At 34.5% G+C, this 20,051-nt stretch carries 17 protein-coding genes; 3 read left to right on the top strand and 14 right to left on the bottom strand.

What is annotated here, in order from left to right; translation table 11 throughout:
* Window positions 1-89: 89 nt before the first annotated feature.
* The gene (locus PF327_RS02530; protein ID WP_289401192.1) at window positions 90-929 is read left to right on the top strand and encodes a YihY family inner membrane protein; all 840 of its coding nucleotides are present in this window, start codon (window positions 90-92) and stop codon (window positions 927-929) included.
* A 93-nt stretch (window positions 930-1,022) separates the two neighbouring features.
* Here PF327_RS02530 and PF327_RS02535 read toward each other — a convergent pair whose 3' ends face one another.
* The 13 genes from PF327_RS02535 to PF327_RS02595 all read right to left on the bottom strand — a co-directional run bounded on the left by PF327_RS02535 (window position 1,023) and on the right by PF327_RS02595 (window position 16,590).
* Window positions 1,023-2,201, bottom strand: coding sequence for a ComEC/Rec2 family competence protein (locus PF327_RS02535; protein WP_289401193.1), 1,179 nt, complete (start codon window positions 2,199-2,201; stop codon window positions 1,023-1,025).
* A gap of 48 nt (window positions 2,202-2,249) precedes the next feature.
* Entirely contained in the window at window positions 2,250-3,680 is a 1,431-nt protein-coding gene (locus PF327_RS02540; RefSeq protein WP_008244556.1) for a replicative DNA helicase, read from the bottom strand.
* Window positions 3,680-4,741 carry a flavodoxin-dependent (E)-4-hydroxy-3-methylbut-2-enyl-diphosphate synthase gene (ispG, locus tag PF327_RS02545; protein WP_289401194.1) on the bottom strand — a complete coding sequence of 354 codons (1,062 nt, stop codon included), beginning with the start codon at window positions 4,739-4,741 and terminating at the stop codon, window positions 3,680-3,682. Before ispG ends, PF327_RS02540 begins: the two co-directional genes overlap by 1 nt.
* A gap of 53 nt (window positions 4,742-4,794) precedes the next feature.
* Complete coding sequence (locus PF327_RS02550; RefSeq protein ID WP_289401195.1) at window positions 4,795-6,657, bottom strand: primosomal protein N'; 1,863 nt, start codon at window positions 6,655-6,657, stop codon at window positions 4,795-4,797.
* A 59-nt stretch (window positions 6,658-6,716) separates the two neighbouring features.
* Window positions 6,717-7,082, bottom strand: coding sequence for a type II secretion system protein (locus tag PF327_RS02555; RefSeq protein ID WP_289401196.1), 366 nt, complete (start codon window positions 7,080-7,082; stop codon window positions 6,717-6,719).
* A gap of 61 nt (window positions 7,083-7,143) precedes the next feature.
* Entirely contained in the window at window positions 7,144-8,499 is a 1,356-nt protein-coding gene (locus tag PF327_RS02560; protein ID WP_289401197.1) for an exopolysaccharide biosynthesis polyprenyl glycosylphosphotransferase, read from the bottom strand.
* The gene (locus PF327_RS02565) at window positions 8,496-9,254 is read right to left on the bottom strand and encodes a DUF4422 domain-containing protein (RefSeq protein WP_289401198.1); all 759 of its coding nucleotides are present in this window, start codon (window positions 9,252-9,254) and stop codon (window positions 8,496-8,498) included. Before PF327_RS02565 ends, PF327_RS02560 begins: the two co-directional genes overlap by 4 nt.
* A gap of 45 nt (window positions 9,255-9,299) precedes the next feature.
* Window positions 9,300-10,232 (bottom strand): glycosyltransferase, encoded by a 933-nt coding sequence (locus PF327_RS02570; RefSeq protein ID WP_289401199.1) that lies wholly within the window; start codon window positions 10,230-10,232, stop codon window positions 9,300-9,302.
* 1 nt (window position 10,233) lies between these two features.
* Window positions 10,234-11,382 (bottom strand): UDP-galactopyranose mutase, encoded by a 1,149-nt coding sequence (gene glf / locus PF327_RS02575; RefSeq protein ID WP_289401200.1) that lies wholly within the window; start codon window positions 11,380-11,382, stop codon window positions 10,234-10,236.
* A 440-nt stretch (window positions 11,383-11,822) separates the two neighbouring features.
* The gene (locus PF327_RS02580; protein WP_289401202.1) at window positions 11,823-13,673 is read right to left on the bottom strand and encodes a glycosyltransferase; all 1,851 of its coding nucleotides are present in this window, start codon (window positions 13,671-13,673) and stop codon (window positions 11,823-11,825) included.
* A gap of 154 nt (window positions 13,674-13,827) precedes the next feature.
* Window positions 13,828-14,595 (bottom strand): TylF/MycF/NovP-related O-methyltransferase, encoded by a 768-nt coding sequence (locus PF327_RS02585; protein WP_289401203.1) that lies wholly within the window; start codon window positions 14,593-14,595, stop codon window positions 13,828-13,830.
* Window positions 14,570-15,832, bottom strand: a complete 1,263-nt coding sequence (locus PF327_RS02590; protein ID WP_289401204.1) for an ABC transporter ATP-binding protein — start codon at window positions 15,830-15,832, stop codon at window positions 14,570-14,572. Before PF327_RS02590 ends, PF327_RS02585 begins: the two co-directional genes overlap by 26 nt.
* Complete coding sequence (locus tag PF327_RS02595) at window positions 15,832-16,590, bottom strand: ABC transporter permease (protein ID WP_289401205.1); 759 nt, start codon at window positions 16,588-16,590, stop codon at window positions 15,832-15,834. The genes PF327_RS02590 and PF327_RS02595 overlap by 1 nt, the downstream gene beginning before the upstream one ends.
* Before the next feature lie 783 nt (window positions 16,591-17,373).
* Here PF327_RS02595 and PF327_RS02600 point away from each other — a divergent pair.
* Window positions 17,374-18,666, top strand: coding sequence for an O-antigen ligase family protein (locus PF327_RS02600; RefSeq protein WP_289401206.1), 1,293 nt, complete (start codon window positions 17,374-17,376; stop codon window positions 18,664-18,666).
* 398 nt (window positions 18,667-19,064) lie between these two features.
* On the opposite strand, the gene PF327_RS02605 is transcribed toward PF327_RS02600, so the two are convergent.
* The gene (locus PF327_RS02605) at window positions 19,065-19,439 is read right to left on the bottom strand and encodes a type II secretion system protein (RefSeq protein ID WP_434481328.1); all 375 of its coding nucleotides are present in this window, start codon (window positions 19,437-19,439) and stop codon (window positions 19,065-19,067) included.
* Window positions 19,440-19,653: 214 nt separating this feature from the next.
* On the opposite strand from PF327_RS02605, the gene PF327_RS02610 reads away from it, so the two are divergent.
* Window positions 19,654-20,046: a type II secretion system protein gene (locus PF327_RS02610; protein WP_289401207.1), complete on the top strand. Its 393-nt coding sequence runs from the start codon at window positions 19,654-19,656 to the stop codon at window positions 20,044-20,046.
* The last annotated feature ends 5 nt before the right edge of the window (window positions 20,047-20,051 follow it).

Below are 20,051 nucleotides of genomic sequence, written 5' to 3' on the forward strand. Positions count from 1 at the left end.
CACACTTTTTGACATAACCTCTCCAGGTATGTCACTTTAGATTGAATATATGCATTCCCGTGTTTTCCACGGGAGTTATGGAGGAATCAATGAATATGCAAATCCATCCTCAATTCAAAAAAATCCTCAAAACCTATTACATCTTTTTACGTGATTTTCTCGGTGATCTTTTTGATAGCAGATTGGGACACTATGCCTCCAGTTTGAGTTGGAGTACCCTTTTCTCTATCATTCCTTTCCTTGTGATCATACTGGCTATTTTTACTACCATGCCTCTGTTTCATACGATGTACGTGAAAGTAGAAAAACTTATTTTCGCCAACCTTCTGCCTACGGATTCCAAAGTCATTATGGAATACCTTAATACCTTTATAGAAAACTCAGACAAATTGGGCTATATAGGGGCATTTTATGTGATATTTGCTGCAATCATGTTCTTCAAGGACTATGATTATATCGTGAATGACATCTTTTCAACACCTAAACGAACGATCTGGCAGGCACTAAAAACCTATCTTTTGCTGATCATCACCATACCAACGATGATGGCTGCCTCTTTTTACCTCTCCGCTGAGATACAAATATATCTTGATAAAAGCAGTATCACCAGTATCATCCATCTTTATGAAATTATCCCTTACTTCATCGTATGGATGATGTTCTATATCGCCTACCAACTCTCTCCGCATACCCGTATAGAGGTCTCCGCTGCACTGGGAAGTTCCTTCATTGCCTCTCTTGTTTGGTATCTTTCAAAAAGTGCTTTCGTCTTCTATGTGGTACACAATAAGACCTATGCAAGTATCTATGGGAGCATCAGTATCGTACTTTTTTTCTTTTTATGGATCTACATCTCATGGGCTATCTTTATCCATGGGCTTAAATTTTGCGCACTACTGAACAAAAATGAAGAGATAGAACATATATGAGACCCCCTCAATCAATGACAAATGATTGTCATTTATAGGTTCGGAACCGTAATGGTGGAGCAACGCAACCTCTCCTGTAGGACACCACAATATTCATACTAAAAAAATGTAATGGGCATAGAGTACTGCCAAACCTGTCAGTGACCAAAAAAGTTTTTTACTCCATATGGCCCCAATAGATATGCTGATATACCCAAATAGTGCCCAGAGAGGTAAAAGTGACTCTGTACTGATTTTTGGCAGTGCAAACAATGCTAACAAACCCGTATCCAACAGACTACCAAAACCCAGTAGATGTAAGAACATCACAAAAGGATAGAAAGGAATGAACAGCAGGGAAAGCCAAGGTGATAAAAGTTGATATCCACTTGTCACAGGGAAAACAGTATGTAAAATAGGTAGCATCAAAACAAAGATACCTAAAGGTATCAACACTAAAGTGATCATCCATGTATGCAACCCTTTTCTATACTGTAACAATAAAAAGATATAAAACACTCCTGCTACAGAGAGTCCGAAACTAAGAGAAACCAGCAGATAAGGGAAGAGTGCCACAAGTATCAGAATGATCGTCGTTAAAAAAGTAAAACTCAGTAGTTCCATACCCAACAAAAGTACCATCCATCCGACCAGTACCATTGCATAAGACCGCAGAAGAGAAGGTGGAAAATCGACAAACCATAAGTAACCACCTAAAAGTAGCATAGCTACGGCCCCTACATCAAACAATGCATGGCGGTATGGAAAAAAGTGTTGCTGCAGTGGTCTATAGAGTAACAAAAGCAAACCATAGACCAATCCCCACAATATCCCTAGATGGAACCCACTCAAGGCAACAAGATGGCTGACACCGAGCATACTGATCTTTTCTCTTAACTCTTTCTCCAGAAAAGTCACAGGAAGAGGTTCTTGGGCTTTCATGCGACTTTTCACATAAAAGGTACCTAGATAATCACTAAAAGATATCTTCTTACTGGGGAATATCTGTAGACGTAGACGTTTGTGATCGAAATTGTCTTGACTGTAATTCGTTGTATAAAAAGTCAACCCCTCATCACTTCGGAGCTTAAGAACCTGATACTCTTGATCTCCTTTGGACTTTTTATACAGATTCAATACATTTGCATGGGTATAGTAAAAAGGTTTTGAAATAAAATCTCGATAGGCTTGGTATTCAAAAAAGAGCCGGATCAGTATGACAAGTAGAAAAAAGAGTATCACCCAGATAAATGTTTTTGTTTCTGGAAATAGTTTTGGTTTTTCTAATTGCACCGAAACTCCTTCAAAGTGAACTCTCTTGAGAGTAGATTCTAGTGCACCCTATATTGCAGGCAACTCTATATTTCCTGTGTTCATAGGGATATCAGCATCTTCATACTCTATTTCAAAGGCCGGCCCTGTTGGTGCATCCACAAAACGTGTAAAGTTCTTTTGGAAAATGAGGTTGACGGTACCCGTAGGTCCATTTCTCTGTTTCCCAATAATGATCTCGGCATCTTCCTCAGGTTTTTTTCTAAACTCAGAGGTATACTCTTTACCTTCTGCTTTGGCTTTCATCTCTTTTTCTTTCTCTTGTGCCTCACGGTAGACATCATCACGGTAGACAAAAAGGATGATATCAGCATCCTGTTCTATCGCTCCCGACTCACGCAGGTCAGAGAGCATCGGACGTTTGTTGTCCCTGCTCTCTACGCCCCGGTTAAGTTGGGAGAGAGCCAAAATAGGTATCTGGAGCTCTCTTGCCAACTGCTTCAGCCCTCTTGATATCTCAGAGACTTCCTGTTGCCTTCCCTCTCTACCTTCACCACTCATTAGCTGCAGGTAGTCTATGATCGCTACAGAAATCTCAGGGTGTTGTGCTTTGAGTTTACGAAGCTTACTTCGTACATGGTGGATGGTCGCATATCCCCCGTCATCGACAAACAGTTTTTTCGAGGCGATATCCTGTGTCGCAGCGGCAAGATCACTCCATTGCTCATCTTTGAGGTCCCCTACCCTTAGTGCTTGAAGCGGTATGGAGGTTTTGGCAGAAAGCATTCTGAGCATGAGCTGTTCTGCTGGCATCTCCAGTGAGAAAAAAGCCACCCCTTCATTACGCTCTATCGCTTTGAGTGCCATGTTGAGTACAAAGGCTGTTTTACCCATCGCAGGACGTGCAGCGATGATCACCAGGTCCCCTTTACCAAATCCGGATGTTCTGTCATTAAGGTTTCTAAACCCTGTATCTGTACCGATGAGCTTAGAGTTACCCAGTGCTTTGAGACGTTCTATCTCCCCCATCATGGACAACGTGATCTCTTTAGATTCTCTAAAGTCATCAGAGGTGGAGTTCTGCGTGATCTCATAAAGCTTTTTCTCTACCAGATTCATGACATCTTCAGCAGGCAAGTCATCTTCTATCGTGACCTTTTTGATCTCCGTAGCAAGTGTAGCCAATGCCCTTTTGCTTGATTTTGCCTTGATCTCTTTGAGATACGCCGCTGTATTGGTAATAGGATTGGCTGAAAGCAAGTCCAGCATCGCAACTTCATCAAATTTACCCATGGCATTGAGTTTTGAACGCAAGAACTCATCATCCAAGGGTTTTTCTTCTGCACTAAGCTCTTCCATCGCAGCAAACACATGCTGATGAAAAGGCAGGTAGAAATCCTGTGGTTTCAGCTTCGCTGCGATCTCCTCGTAGGTTTCCGGATCAAAAATAATGGCAGAGAGTACTGCCCTTTCGATATTTAGGTTGTACATATTTTCCATTATTTATTATCCTCTGCGAATTTCTCTACCTCTTGCACAAATCTCTCAACCAACTCACCTTCAGGGAGTCTAGCAACCACTTCCCCTTTAAGCATAACTAGTCCAGAACCTTTGCCATAGGCTATAGCGACATCCGCATGTTTGGCTTCTCCAATGGCATTGACCACACAACCCATCACCGAAACATCCATAGGTGTTTTAATGTGTGCTGTTCGTCTTTCTACTTCGGCTACTGCACTCACCAGATCTGCCTCTATACGTCCACAGGTAGGACAGGAGATAATGTTCAGTCCCTCTTTCATCCTGCCACTGTCTTTGAGTATAGCTTTACCGACTTTGATCTCCTCTTCTAATTCTCCAGTAATGGAAACACGCATCGTATCCCCTATCCCATCAAGCAACAGGGCACCTAAACCTATAGCAGACTTGATAGTCGCATGAAATACCGTTCCTGCTTCTGTCACACCCAAGTGAAAAGGGTATTCATTTCTAGGACGTAACATTCTATAGGCATCAACCGTTCTATCTACATCCGAAGCTTTCAGTGATACCTTAATATCTGTAAACCCTAGATCTTCCAAAAATTTAATGTTGTACTCTGCAGAAGCGACCATACCTTCAGCTGTTGCACCATACTTTATGTCAAACTCTTTTTCCAATGAACCGGCATTCACCCCTATACGTATAGGTAGGTTTCTATCCTGGCAGGCTTTGACGATCTCTTTAATACGTGATTTTTCACCAATATTACCAGGATTCAGACGGATACAGTCCACCCACTTTGCTGCTTCCAGTGCAAGTTTATAGTTAAAATGAATATCCGCGATGAGGGGTAAAGAGATCTGTTCTTTGATAGCTTTAAGTGCAAGTGCATCCTGCATCTCAGGTACCGCCACACGCACCATATCAGCCCCGGCAAAATGCAGACGGTTTATCTGCTCTACAGTAGCTGCAACGTTATGGGTATCACTGTATGTCATAGACTGCACAGAGATAGGAGCATCACCACCTACAGCAACATTACCTACATAAATTTTTTTTGTTTTGACTCTTTCTTTCACGGTTTGCCTTTTGAATAATTCTCTAATTTTACCTAAACAACCTACAACGGATATTAAGCGAAATCCACAGGGTCAAAATCTATCTCTATCTCTCTACAATCTACCCTGTGTAAAGCCTTAAGCAGAGGGACCCTGTGCTTGGCTCTCAATAAAATATGAAACCTGAATTTATTGGCTATTTTCTCTACCGGTGCTTTACCGTGTCCCACTATCTCTATTTCTTCAAATGCTTTGAGTTTGGTCACTGTATCCAGTGTAATCTTACTTGCTTTGCTTTCATCTTTATGCGCGATAAGTATTCGTGCCAATGAGGCAAAAGGCGGATACTCTGCCATCTCCAAGAATGCCAGTTCATCTTTGATAAAAAGTTCATAATCGGCCAAATAGGTTTGAAAGAATTCCGGATCACCCGTCTGTACGATGATCTGGGCTGCTTTTGCCCGTCCACTTCGACCAGCGATCTGAAAAAGTAAGGACATCGCTCTCTCACGTGCCCTGTAATCTGCCAGTCCCAGGATGTAATCAAGCCCCATAATGATACTCAGGGTGATATTTGCATAGTCATGCCCTTTACTAAGCATCTGTGTACCCAGAAGCAGTTGGCTCTCTCCACTCTCAAAACGCTGTAATGCTTCTTTGAGTTTTTTAGCCGTGGTGATACTATCTTTATCGAACTGCTCTATCTGTATCCCTTCCACAGCTTCAGAGATCACTTCTATAGCTTCTACAGTTCCCATACGTTCACTTTTAAGCGGTGTATGACCACAATGGATACAGGTATCCCGTATAGGTTCCGTATAGTTACAGTAATGGCATTTCAAATGTCTGTGTTTTCTGTGTAGTGCCATCCCCACTGAACAGAAAGGACAAAGATGTGTCTTTCCACAACTCTCACAATAGAGATACTTGAAGTTTCCGCGTGTAGGAAGGAACAACAGTGACTGGTCTCCTGCTTTATAGTGTGTATCTATAGTATCCAACATCGTATTGTTGATCCTGTCTCCAGAGATGAATGTGTACTTTTTTTCTGTCTCTATATAGGGTTTATCAAGCTTGATTACATCATATTTATAGTACGAACTCATCGAAGGTGTTGCAGAAGCCAATACCACTTTTGCACCCAATTTACTTCCCATCAATACAGCCACATCGCGTGCATGGTAACGAGGTCTTGTCATCGCCTTATAGCTATCATCATGCTCTTCATCCACAATGATAAGTCCGAGATTAGACAGTGGTACAAAAAGTGCAGAACGTGCCCCCGCCACAATACGTATCTCTCCTGACTCTATACCTTCCAGAATAGACGCTTTTTTCTTCTTGGTCAACTTGGAATGCCACATCGCCACACTCTCACCAAAATAGACCTTGAGACGCTTTTCCATTTGAGGTGTCAGTGAGATCTCAGGCATAAGAAAGATAGAAGTTTTCCCCTCTTCCATCATCTTTGCCATCAGCGAAATAAAGATCTCTGTTTTCCCTGAACCCGTCACACCAAAAAGAAGGGCTTTCTCTTTTTTGAGGAGTTGATCATAGGCTTTTTGTTGTATGTCACTTAATTTCGGAAGGATCTTCTCTTCTATTTTCTTAGGGAGTAAGTCGGTCAGTGAAGTATTTTTAAATGGAATAAAAAGGGAGATCGCCTCCCCAAAAGAAGAAAAATAATACTCAGAGATAAATTTCGCTATCTCCATCTGTTCCCGATTATAATTCGTATTTAAAACAGAAGTTATCTCTGCAGTTTCAAATTCAGGTTTTTTTACCTTTCTAAAAATCACAGCTTCATTCACTGTTGTTTTTAAAGGTACAGCTACAATGGAACCAATATTTAATGATTGATGAGTAGCGTAAGTCAAGCTTGGAGCACTTGACCTAATAAAATAAACCTCATAATAATATAAAAAAGAATTTGTCAAATGGCTAACTTCATCTCTCTATACTTGATATGTTTTCTCTCACAATAACAAGGAAAAAACTAAATACCACTACCCATTGCAGCACATGTCCCACTAAGTTTATTATTACTTATAGTAAAAGTACACGTACTACCATCTGGTGCAGTCCATGTCAAACCTGACCAATCGGAACCTAAGGGGTACTCTAATAATGCTATGGCTTCCGTAGTAGTAATCGCATCATAGTTACCTTTTAAAATTCTTTTTTGTCTCTCAGTAGCAATAGCAGAACGCAAAGCCCCTACTGTTGCTCTAGCCTTTGAAATCTTAGCATCATCTCTTGTAGCTGCAAGTTTTGGTACAGCAATAGCAGCAAGTATCCCTATCACTACTATCACAAAAACCAGTTCAATCATTGTAAATGCTCTTCTATTTATAATTTTCATTTCTGCCCTCCATTTTAATTATTATATCATATATTTACAATATCCTATACAACTTCCCTACTTAATAACTTCCCTTTTTTAATAAGACAGTCACTATTGTTTTCATCAAAATAATAAAATCTTGTTCAATGGACCAATTTCTGACATACCAAGTATCAAGTTGTACCCTTTCATTATAGTCCACATCATTACGTCCACTTATCTGCCATAGACCTGTTATTCCCGGTTTTACTGCTTTAAAATATCTAAAGTATTCTCCATATTTTTTGATCTCATCCTGAACAATAGGTCTTGGTCCAACAAGAGACATTTCCCCTTTCATAACATTTATTAATTGAGGTAACTCATCCAAAGATGTTCTACGTAAAAATGCTCCTATCTTTGTAATTCTTGGGTCATCTTTTAGCTTAAACTCTTTCTGCCATTCTTTCCGAATGTCAGGATCACTCTCTAATAACCCTTCAAGTATCTGTTTGGCATTTAAATGCATCGTTCTAAATTTATAAACATCAAAAGGCTTTCCATTTTTTCCTATACGCTCATGTTTAAAAATAGGTTTTCCTTTGGTTAATATAAAGACTAAAATATATAAGATAAGTATAATAGGAGAAAATAATAGGATTAAGATACATGTCATGATGAAATCAAAAACCATTTTAAACATTTTATCTACGGGGTTTAAAAGGTTATTCCGTGTACTGAATGCTAACCCACGATGATTAATAGATGTAAATACTTCTGCATTTATCAAAGGTATTTTTGCCATACGTGGTAAGACAATGAGACGATTTACATGATTTTGTAGAAATTCCATATAATAAAAAGTATGCTGTACAGAATAATTGTCTATTGCCACTACAGCCGTATCAAAATTATGTATCTTGAGTGTAGATTCTATCTCTTTACAAGTATTTTTCATCCCTTTGTCAATAAAAATATATTTTTCAACATCAAAACCAAAAGCATTATCTTTTGTAAACCATTGTTTAATATTCCCGTATCCAGATGTGTCACATACCACTATAATATCTTCCCGTAACCAAGGGAGCATCATCATGTGACGTTTAATAACATACATTGAAACAGGAATCAATCCATTTAAAATAAAAAAAACTAAAACGTATAAACGTGAATAACTTTCAGACTCTTTTAAAAGAAATATAATGGAAAATATCGTTATCAATGCTAAAACATTCGCTTTGATTATTAGGTATGATTCATTTGAACTAACCATTCGGCTATGGAAAAGTTTAAAATAAAAATAAAAGAACAAATAAATACCAATTTGCCAAATATATTTACTCATAGGATGATCTTCTATATGTTCAATAAGCAATGAAGAAACACCATAAGCAGCCATAAGATTTATCACTAATAGAAGCGTATAAAGAGATGTTTTAAATAATGTATATCTCATTTTATATACTTTCGTTTTAACATATTTACAGCTTTTAAAATCAAGTTTTCACCTTCAATATTTTTCACTTTTATTTCTTTGACCTTAAGTTTATGGTGAAGTAACCATACATTAAACAAACGTTCTCCTAAAAAACCAAATATACGCTTCTGGTACCTATCATATGCAGAAATATCCACTCTCTTTTCAACTTCAAATAGTATAGTAAAAAGCCAAAGACAGTAATCATCATAATATTTACTTTTCATAACAAACATATTATAAAGGTATAAACTTTTCTGATCCATCACTGCAATAAAAGCCGGCATATATTCTGGGAAATACTCTCGTAAAACTTCTTCTAAGGTATCTAAATCTTTTTTATAATGTGCATGGTCATAATGACTTCGTACAGTTTCAATATAATACTTTCTCTTTCGCGGCACAACAACATCATATTGACTCATATAATGCATTATATCACCTTCACTTAAAATCCTAAATTTTCCAAAAGATTCTGTTCCTTCAAAATAACGTCTATAATGCACTAAACCACAAAAATCACTTTCTTTAAAATATTCATTTTTCCAAGCCCAATATAGTGCACTCAATTCAGAAAAAGAATCATTTTTGTGAGAAATACTCTCTCCACTATCATCTCCTAGATAACCAAAATCATTTTGATGAAGTATACTTCCTACTTGTATAGGTATATATATCTCATTCTTAGGAAATCTGTACTGCTTATGAGTTGCAACCAATATTTTAACTTTCAAATCTATCCTTACTTAAATGCCTAACTTCTTATTGTTTATATTGCTCTACATCATTAATATATCACTCAATTTTTTTGAAAAATCTCTTTTGAATGCATCCAGAATTGCAGTAAACAGTAACTTTTTATATAATTTCTTATTCACATAAAATTTATTTTTATTAAACCAAAATGGTATTTTCAAAAATGTTATTGGAAGATATAGCCATTTGGAACTTATTCTATACATCTCAATCCTATTTCTATATGTATAGTAAACTTTCCAGATGGGATCATAGATATCTTTTTCATCTATAAGAGTACTACAATCATGCGTAAACTTTACATTTGGCATAAAAAGTAACTTATGCTTTTGCATTGTCATTTCTAGCGTATAGATCAAATCATCGGCGTAAATAAATAATTCTTTTCGTGGTAATCCAATTGTTCGTACAACACTAGCTTTTACAAAAAAACCTACAAAGGTTGAAGCATCAATAGAAATATTCGTTTCCTTTTTATAGCTCTCTTCTGAAACATAAATAGATTTTCTTTTTAAAAATGTATCTATAAATATTTTCATATTTTTAAAAGGATTAAACCTTACTTTATTCATAACACTTATTGCACCATTAGGTAGATAAACAGCTGCCGCTACTGCACTTATTTCATCTAAAGATTGTCCCTTAAATGTTGAAATTGCTCCTTTTTTAGGATATGAATCATCATCATAACACACGATCCAATCTACATTTTCTTGTTCCAATGCAAGTTGTATCCCCACATTAAATCCACCTGCACCACCAATATTTTCATCTAAATGCTTTACAACTAATCGTTCACTTTTAAAACTATCCAAATACTCTTTTGTACCGTCATTAGAATTATTATTTACTACAACAATTTTTTCTAGGTCTTCTTGAAGTGAATTGTCTATTGTATATTTTAACTTTTCTAACCGATTATAAGTAACTATAACGGCTGTAACTGTTCTTTTCATTTTAAGCCAATGGATCCACTACAAATGTAGTCATTGTTTCACTCTCTTTTAAAGTTAGAAATTTATCGGCAACATCAAATGCTTCTTTTATTGTAACATCCATATCTAAGTACCGATAAGTACCCAAACGACCTACAAATGTAATATTTTTTTCCATTTCTGCCAATTCAATATATTCTTTTAATAATAGTTGTTTACCGGTTAACCTGATTGGGTAATATGGGATATCATCTGATCCACACTCTCTACTGTATTCTTCAAAATAAACTGTTTTATCATGTTCTTCCCACGGTGCAAAATGTTTATGTTCACTAATACGGGTAAATGGAATATTCGTATCACCATAATTCATAACTGCTGTTCCCTGAAAATCACCTTCTTCACGTTGCATTTTAAAATCCAAGGTTCTATAATCAAGTCTTCCTAGCTTATAGTCAAAATAAGCATCCAAAGCTCCGCTGTAAAATACATGATCATAATTAGTACACTCTTCTCTTTTAAATACTCTATTAAAATGAAGTGTAATATTTTGATGATCCAGTGCCTTTTCAAAAACTTCAGTATACCCATTTTTAGGCATACCCTGAAATTTATGTGCAAAATAATTGTCATCATAATTAAACCTTACGGGCAAACGTTTAAGTATGCTTGCAGGTAGTTCCTTTGGATCTAATCCCCACTGTTTGATCGTATATCCTTTAAAAAATGCTTCATAAAGATCTTTTCCTATAAACTTCAGTGCCTGTTCTTCAAAGTTCCTAGGTTCTTCTATCGACTTATCGGACAAGCTCTCTATAAATGCCTTTGCCTCTTTGGGAGAAAGTGCCTTCTGAAAGAATTGATTAATAGTATGCAAATTAATAGGTAAGGAGTAAACCTGTCCATTGACTGTTGATTTCACCCGATTTACATAGGGCATCATTTGAGTATGTTTAGTCATAAAGTTCCAAGCATTTTCATTATCGGTATGAAAAATATGAGGACCATACTTGTGAATCATCACTCCACTTTCTTCATCACGATAACTATATGAGTTACCCCCTATATGGAACCTTTGTTCAAATACTTCTACTGAATAACCTTCTTCGGCTAACTTCTGGGCAATGACTACACCGGAAAATCCTGAACCTACAACTGCAATTTTTTTCATAATATATTCCTTTTTATAAACCATGGATTTTCAATATATTTATAGCTAATCCAACCAAATAATATGGACAACAAAAAAGCTATAATAAAATATTCTACTAATAATATAGGAGTAACCTGAATATGAAAAACTTCTACAAATATTTACATACAAACCATATATGGATGTGTAATAAATAAATTGAAAAACTAATTTCTCCTATAAATTTAAAAAAGTTAAACTCCAAATTCTTCAAAATATAAATTTTATTGCTTGAAAATATCACTAAAGATACTAAAAATTCGCCCAGACGAGATGCAACAAAATTACCAATAATATAGAATAACTCCTTAAAATCTGAATGCTTTTATTTTTCATTATGGTTCTAACTTAATAACTAAAATAAACTAACTTTTTCACCATTACCTCACTCAAAAAATACGATATTGTATTTGGACTTTTTACACTTTATCTTTTCGAAAAAATTCTTTGTGCCAGAACTCTTTTGATGTCATATATGGGTATGCATTACGATATTCTTCTATCAAACGTTTTCGTTTAAATACAAACTTCATTGTAAGTACACTAAACTGGAACATAAGCTTCCAAAATTCTTTTTTACTATGTGTTAAAATGACACCTTCATTTGTTGCAGAATGGTACATACAAATCTTTGGTCGTCTGAAAATCATTCCGACCTTTGCATTGGTTTTTTCAATAATTGCTGGTGCTTTAAATAAAAAGCTCGGCAATAAATGGCCATTTAAAAAAATAAATTTACTAATTTTACTAATTCCTGCATCATAGAAAAGTCGATTTTTATCAGGATTCTTGAATACATAGTATAAGTCTGATAATTTCATCTTATGAAGGCTTTTTTCGATTACTATGTCATAATTTTCGTAACCTTTACAAGCAGTTGAAACTGAAATTGGCTGCATCTTTTCTTTTTGTGACCAAGGACGGACTTCTTCAAAAATATTTTGCATTAAAAGGTTCTCTTCAAAAAATTTTGGTCCTTTCATTACATCATTAAATGCTTTCAGGCTTGCCCAAGCACTTTTGTACTGATATCTGAAAGCAAACAGCATAACAAAACGCAAAACTATAAGCAAAATAGTAAAGTTACTCGAACTAAGTCGGTCAAAATGTATATGATGTAAAAGATGAGAGCGGTTATCTAGATAGACTTGAAGTGGTGCCTCTTTGTAAAAAAAATCTTCCTGCCATGAACCAATACCGTTAAGTGTGATCCATTGAAAACCATTACGAAAACAAAAGTCAACATCATCCCCGCGTACAAAAAAAGGATATGGGTAAGTGACATCTTTTATCGGGAAAGCAAAAAACCACCACCCCCCATAATCAATTGATTTTTCAACTTCATTATCAAGGATATTCTCTACTTTCGTAAGATCAACATTTAGACCAACAGGACGACAATATCGATCAAATTTTGCACCTTTTTCATGTTGAACACCAGGTTTGGACAAAAGCATCATTGAACCAATAACTGCAACTTGATCTTCTTTTGAATATTCAAGAACTTTATAAGTTCTCCATATACTTTCAAGTTCACATGATGCATCGTCATCCATAAATAAACAATGGGTTACATTATTACTTTGTTCTTTGTAATGATAAAGTCCTCGCGCAAAACCTCCAGACCCTCCAAGATTCTCATTCTGAATAACTGTTATATTATATTGACTTTCAAAATTTAGTGATTTTCCATTATCAATTACAGATACAGAACACTGCATTTTATTATCATGAAGATAATGTTTTAGCCGATCTACAGTTTTACTAACAGCATCTTCTCGTTTATACGTTGTAATGACAATTCCAAGGTCTACATTTCTTACTGGCTCTGTACGTGTACCATAAAACATATTTTTTACTGATGAGTTTTCTAATGCAATCAATTCAAAAAAGATCAACCCATCTTTTATTTGTTGATTGGTATCTATTTGAAAGGTTTCATCTTGATAGCTATCACCATTCCTCAACTCATGTACAGCTATAACTGATACCGATTTTTCACTACTATAATGATAAAACTTTAGTAGAAAATGTCCCTTGTGAGTAATAGAAAACCAAAGGTTGTCTATACCAGTATTTACATACCACTTGCCTATACTAAAACTATTAAAATATGTATCGAAACGAATTGCTGCTCGCTTTTCAAGTATAAAAGATTTTTGTTCTTTAGAAAAATACGCATTCCCCTCGGTCCTAAAATAAAGTTGCTCATCATAAGCACCTTCCATTTCACTACTGATAATATTATTTAAAATGTTTATTTGACTCATTACCTTCCTTCATATAAGCTTCATAGACCTATAGTATTATCAGTATTTCCATCCATACCAATTTGATGACGATCTTAATCTTTTTTTTCTAAAAAATTAAAAAAACCTTTTTGTAGCTAAGTCCTGAATAGAGTTCATACTCTTACCCAATTTCTTATATTATTTTAACAACAACTCTTTCACCACAATATGCCAAATATTGAAATTTTATTTCTCTCTTCTCTACAAACTCAAAAAATGCTTTCATTTCATGTTCTTCATAATTTGGATAATTGAAAAATTCATCAAAAATCACAACACTTCCCTTATCTAAATAGGGATAGATATGATCAAAAACTGTCTTGGTTGATGAATACAGATCACAATCTATATGCAGTAATGCACATTTTCCATTGTAATTTTGTAAAAAAAAGGGCAAGGACTCATCAAACCATCCTTTAATTAATTGAATATTTTCATTAACTTTTGGCAAATTTCCGCTTAAATTAAAATCAAATATATGATAACCATTCCAAACTTCCGGCAATCCTTCAAAAGAATCAAAACCATAAATTTTAACATCTGGAGCCAGCTTGGAAAATTGGTTAATAGAGCTCCCAGAGTAGACACCAAACTCCATTATGTCACCTTCAAATCCTTTCTCTTTAACACTGTAAGCCAAAAATTCTTCATAATCAGTTATGCAGATCGCATGCTTCATATTTTTATAAATAAAGTCAATAGTATTTTCTTGTGCAACTTCACAAACTTTATAGAAAAGTTGTTGTGGTTTTCTTGGATCATTATCATTAATAAGATCAAGTTTTTCATTTATAGAATCAAGTCTGGCACTGATCGTATCTTGCCTTTCAATTAACCTTTTTATATTCGAGCCAACATTTAATAGATCAATAATCTTATTCTTTATTTTCAACAGTGTCACTTACAATCTCCCAATGATAGTCAGGTACAAAAATTCCATCCTCATAGTTATTTTCAGATATAACATTAACATCATAAACACGTTCATGTAGATCATATGGGATCACTATATTAGTATCCCATATACCTATACTGATAGCATACTTGCCTCGTAATAGATTAAAATTATTTAATATACATTTTATCTTTTCTTCTTTATGGTTTAACTTTATATTCTGAAATTTTTGAGAAATACCAAAACAGTTAATCCCTTCTTGATTAAAAAAAGCAATGCTCACAGAAGGTTTGCACTCTAAAATTTTTTTTGCTGTATATTTAAATTCTATCTCTACACGCTCATGTGTCTTCAAAGTAGTTAACGTATCGAATGATACCGGCTTTGTATTTATAAATATTTCCGTTATCTCTGCTGCACCTGTCCCAAAACGAGATTTATAGCTTCCCCAAGCATATTCAGTAGAAATTATATTCAACTTTTCTATTTGAGATATACTTAAGGAATCAGTAAACTGATAGGCATATTTATCTAATACTGATAAAGCTTCTCCATCAATTTTTATTTGTGAGTTTTCTAACCATATCACACGATTTACTAATCGTCGTAAAACTGTAAGGTCATGAGAAACAAATAACAATGTTTTTTCAGAATCTAAAATAAACTCTCTCATTTTATCAATACATTTGTTTACAAAGAAAATATCACCGACACTAAGTGCTTCATCTACAATTAAAATATCTGGTTCTACATTAATAGCAACAGAAAATGCAAGTCTTGCAAACATACCACTGCTATAAGTTTTAACTGGCTGATCTATAAACTCTCCGATATCGGCGAACGTTATTATGTCATCAATACGTTGTTCCATTTCAACTTTAGTGTAACCCATGATCGTACCATTTAAATAGATATTTTCAAGACCTGTCATCTCGGGATTAAAACCAGCCCCTAATTCCAATAAAGATGCTACTTTTCCGTTGACTTCAACTTCACCTTCAGAAGGAAATGTGACTCCTGTTAAAATTTTTAACAATGTAGATTTACCTGCACCATTTTTACCAACAATACCTACTGTTTCACCTTTTTTTATTTCAAAAGAGATATCCTTCAGAGCATAAAAATCATGATGATATTTTTTACGAAATGGATGGAGTAGCTCTTTCAATCTATCCTGAAGTCTGTCAAAAAGATAATACACCTTAGAAAGATTTTGAATTCTTATTGCAGTTTCTTGTTTCATTAAAGCACATCCGCAAAAGAGGGTCTTAGATATTTGTATGTCACTCTACCTACAACTAATAATATTCCTGTAATCATCCAAAAAAATATTGTCATATTATTGTGTTCCCAGAACCATACTTTATTAATAAAAACATCTCTATATCCATTAATAATATAAACCAGTGGATTCAATTCTATTATCATATGATACTTTTTGGGCACTGTGTCTAAATTCCAAAAAATTGGTGTTATCCAAAAACCAAATTGAAGTAGCATTGTCACCAATGGATTAATATCTTTTGCAAATACTGCGAAGGTCGATGTTATCAAAGATATTCCATACATTAAGATAGTTAATGAAAATAAATAATAAACAATTTGAATATAATAAATATTTACACCATAGCCATATGCCATGTAAATGATCACCATAACCATTAAAAAGAATATGTGAATAAAAAGTGCAGTAACAATTTTAATTATTGGAAGTAGTGATACTTTAAAAACAATTTTTTTTACTAAGTAGCTATTTGCAACAATAGATTGTGTAGCTTTTGAAACCCCTTCATTAAAAAAAAACCATGGTATCATTCCAGAAAGTAACCACAAAATAAATGGATAGTCACCAACTGGCTGTGCTTTAAAGCCAACTTGAAAGACAAACCAAAAAATCAAGATAGTAACAATCGGTTGCACAAATGCCCAAACTCCACCAAAGAAGGAACCTGCAAACTCCTGCTTAAAATCATTTCTAATCAATGATAAAAATAGATTCAAAAAATATCCCTTCGGTTATCGCTATTTATATTAAAAATATTCCAAAACTTATGGCTATATTCTGTAAATTGATAATATTATATTATGACAACCCTTACATATACCACTTGAAACTTCACTCTCTTCTATTGCTTCTTTAATTTAAAATCTTTATGTGGGTCGTTTTACCAATCTTCTCAAAGAGATTTTTGTCATATACATCAAATAGCATTGCATGTATGAAAAAGCTATCATAAAGTACTTTATCTAACCAAATGAATTTATCGCGATAAGCGATAACCTGTCCTTCTGGTTTTTCTTGTTTATGCTCAAATAAGTACCCTTATGTTCTTTTATTATATTCAACAATTTTGAGCTCTAAAACTATTGTTTACTTACTTTCAGCATCAGCGACCTTCCCATCAGAACTATCCAAAATATAAGTATATTCTTCAAGTAGGTGTAAATGGATTTAATCATCTTGTAATTTTTATTGATAAGGATAAACCTAATGTCATAGTCTGTTAATCTCCTTTTTAAAAAATTATTAAGCATAGCAAAATAATCTAACATAGTGCGATTCAACAGAACATAGAAATCACATTAGATAAACTTTAAGAAAATAATACTTCCAGCAAACCCAGCACCAACAATAACACAGTCAAACAACTTCTATCCTTTATAAACCTGCCAATAGGAAAATTATAAAATAAACTTCGATATACTAGCCTTTATATACTAAATCTTGATATAATCGAATGTATCATTTTTTACACTAGTCCTAACCCCTCCAAAGAGAATAAGATGATAAAAAAATATTCATTTTTACAAATTAAAGAAGACAGAAAATCTCTTTTTTTAACTGCTTTTTTAAGTATTATCCTCTTTTGGATAGGTCTTGGTATTGGGGACAATATGTCAGACTTTCGTTTCTGGATTGACAATACATGGATGACTGTAAAACTTGAATGGCTTTTTGTTATAGTATATATTATAATCACTGCTAAGTTACCGTCACTCTATATTCTGTGGGGAAAATATAGATTTGTCACGCTTATTGCAGCATTATGGTTGATAACAGTAACACTTTCCTATTTTATCTCTCCCTACTATAGTTGGCAAAATCCACTCGCCTTTATGAGATATGCAGAGACGATATCTCATTTTATTTTTTTTCTGTTTCTTTGGGATTTTTTTAACCGATACCGTGTTGATTACCGCATCATCTTTTCATCTATCATTCTCTCTACTTTAGTAGTGATGAGCTATTTCATATATATTCATTTCACTTTCCCTGATTTAAAAGCGGACTTACATGTCTTCAGTATACGTTCAGATAAGCTTGTTTTAAATACACATATACATAGAATTGGCTATCAGGTAGAGACGACAATTGCATTTGCGATCGCATTTCTTTTTTCAAAAAACCATAAATATATTTCTATCATTCTCATAGGAGCACTGTTTCTATTTTTATTATGGCTTGGAGGAAGGGCTTCTATACTTGGTATAGTAGTCTCTTTACTGGTTATGTTATTCTATTTCAGGCAAAAATTTTCTTTAAAAATTTTTATCTATTCTGGCGTAATCATTACCTTGCTTGGATTCATGGCTTTATATTTTAATTTCCTGGACCTTAGTTATTTTACGCATGCCTTGAAAAAAACATTTCAAGCAGGATCTCTCGAGCATCTAATGAGCGGACGCATTCAGGTCTGGTCTTTAGTTATAAAAGAGCTTCATACTGATTGGCTACTGGGTGCGGGTCCTCAAAGTTACTTTTTCTATCCGGATAGACATCCCGATGTCATACATGCACATAATTGGATATTACAGATGCTTGGAGAGTGGGGTCTAGTCGGTACTGGTCTTTTTGGTATTCTTTTCTATCATGCTATACGATATAGCATGATACATCATCTAAGACAAGTGGCCTATACCAATCCTTATAACCTGGTCGCCGGACTTGTTATCCTCTCCTTAACAATCACAGGACTTTTTAGCGGGACTTACTTTTTCCATCAGACATCGGTATATCTAGCTCTGGCTTTTTCCCTATGGGTTTCTCCCTCTGATATACAGAAATCAAACTGCTAGAAAGTAACTAGCCAATACTTTTGATCTGAAAGCACTAATAGTTAAATATTTTGTATTACAACAAAGTCTCAAGAAACCCTTGATACCCATTTATATTTCTCACATCTATACCCATTAGGAGAGGATGAAAAAATATCTATAACATATTTTATCATTACGATGGCAGAATAGATTACATCACTAAACATACTACATTGCAAAACACCATACATATTTTTCAAAGATTTCATATAAAAAATAAGCATGTATCTGAGGTGAAAGTATTTTATTGATTAGAATTAAAGGATTACTTTAAAAAGGTGATGATAAAAAATTAGAATTTATTGTATTTAAAAGGGGTTATAAAAAAGTGAGATACAAAAGTGTATCTCACTTCAGGTAGGTTAGGTAATTAGAGATTAATAACTAACTCTTGATCCACCGAATGTATGTGTAGTAATCAATGAAGCTGGAGCAGAACCTGATGTTGCTTCTGATACTGACACTGAATTTGTTGCAAATGATGCAGTAACCAATGTATTGGCTGCTGCTGCAGTACATGCTGGTGATTTTGTCCAGCTAGTAAGATCCGTTCCTGTTGTACCTGCAGTACCCGCTGTATATGCAGCACCTGCATCATTTACACAAGTCTTAGCATCTGCGATTGCTTGTGTTAATTTTGCATCATCTCTTGTTGCTGCCAATTTAGGAATAGCAACTGCCGCCAAAATACCAATAATTACGATAACAAAGATCAATTCGATCATTGTGAATCCGCGTCTCATGTTGTTCATGATTAACTCCTGAAGAAAATAAATTTAGCACCAATTCAATAATTGGCCTTATGGATGGTACTCTTAATAAGCTTTAAAAAAGTTTAATATTTTATAAGAATTTATTATTTATTTTAATTAAAATCAAATTTTACTCACTGTATACTATAAATCTATATGTATGTTGTTTCATTTACATGCGCCTTATGTCATTTAGAAAAAGGGGAGGAGAAATGTGAATACTTATCATAAAAATAACACAGTATCTACTATGAGAACAGGATGGACCATACTAGAACTTATCTTCATTTTGATTGTTATAGGGATACTCGCTGCAATTGCGGTCTCAAAGCTAACTGCGACCAGAGATGACGCGAAACTCTCTGTTGATGTTTCAAATATGAATGTCTGTATAAGAAGTGTTGCGGCACACTATACTGCTACAGGAGTTATGGACATCAATATAGCACCCTGCAATGGTATAAATTGTTATACGATTGATATTGATGGATCCAATATGAATGTTGGCATTAATACAAGTGCTCCCAATTATTGTGATGATATAGAAAACGTAGGTGGGCACCTGATACATAATTACCAGTTTGCTGGAACAAGTATTCAAAGATAAAAAGG

Source organism: Sulfurovum xiamenensis (genome assembly GCF_030347995.1).
GTDB lineage: Bacteria > Campylobacterota > Campylobacteria > Campylobacterales > Sulfurovaceae > Sulfurovum > Sulfurovum xiamenensis.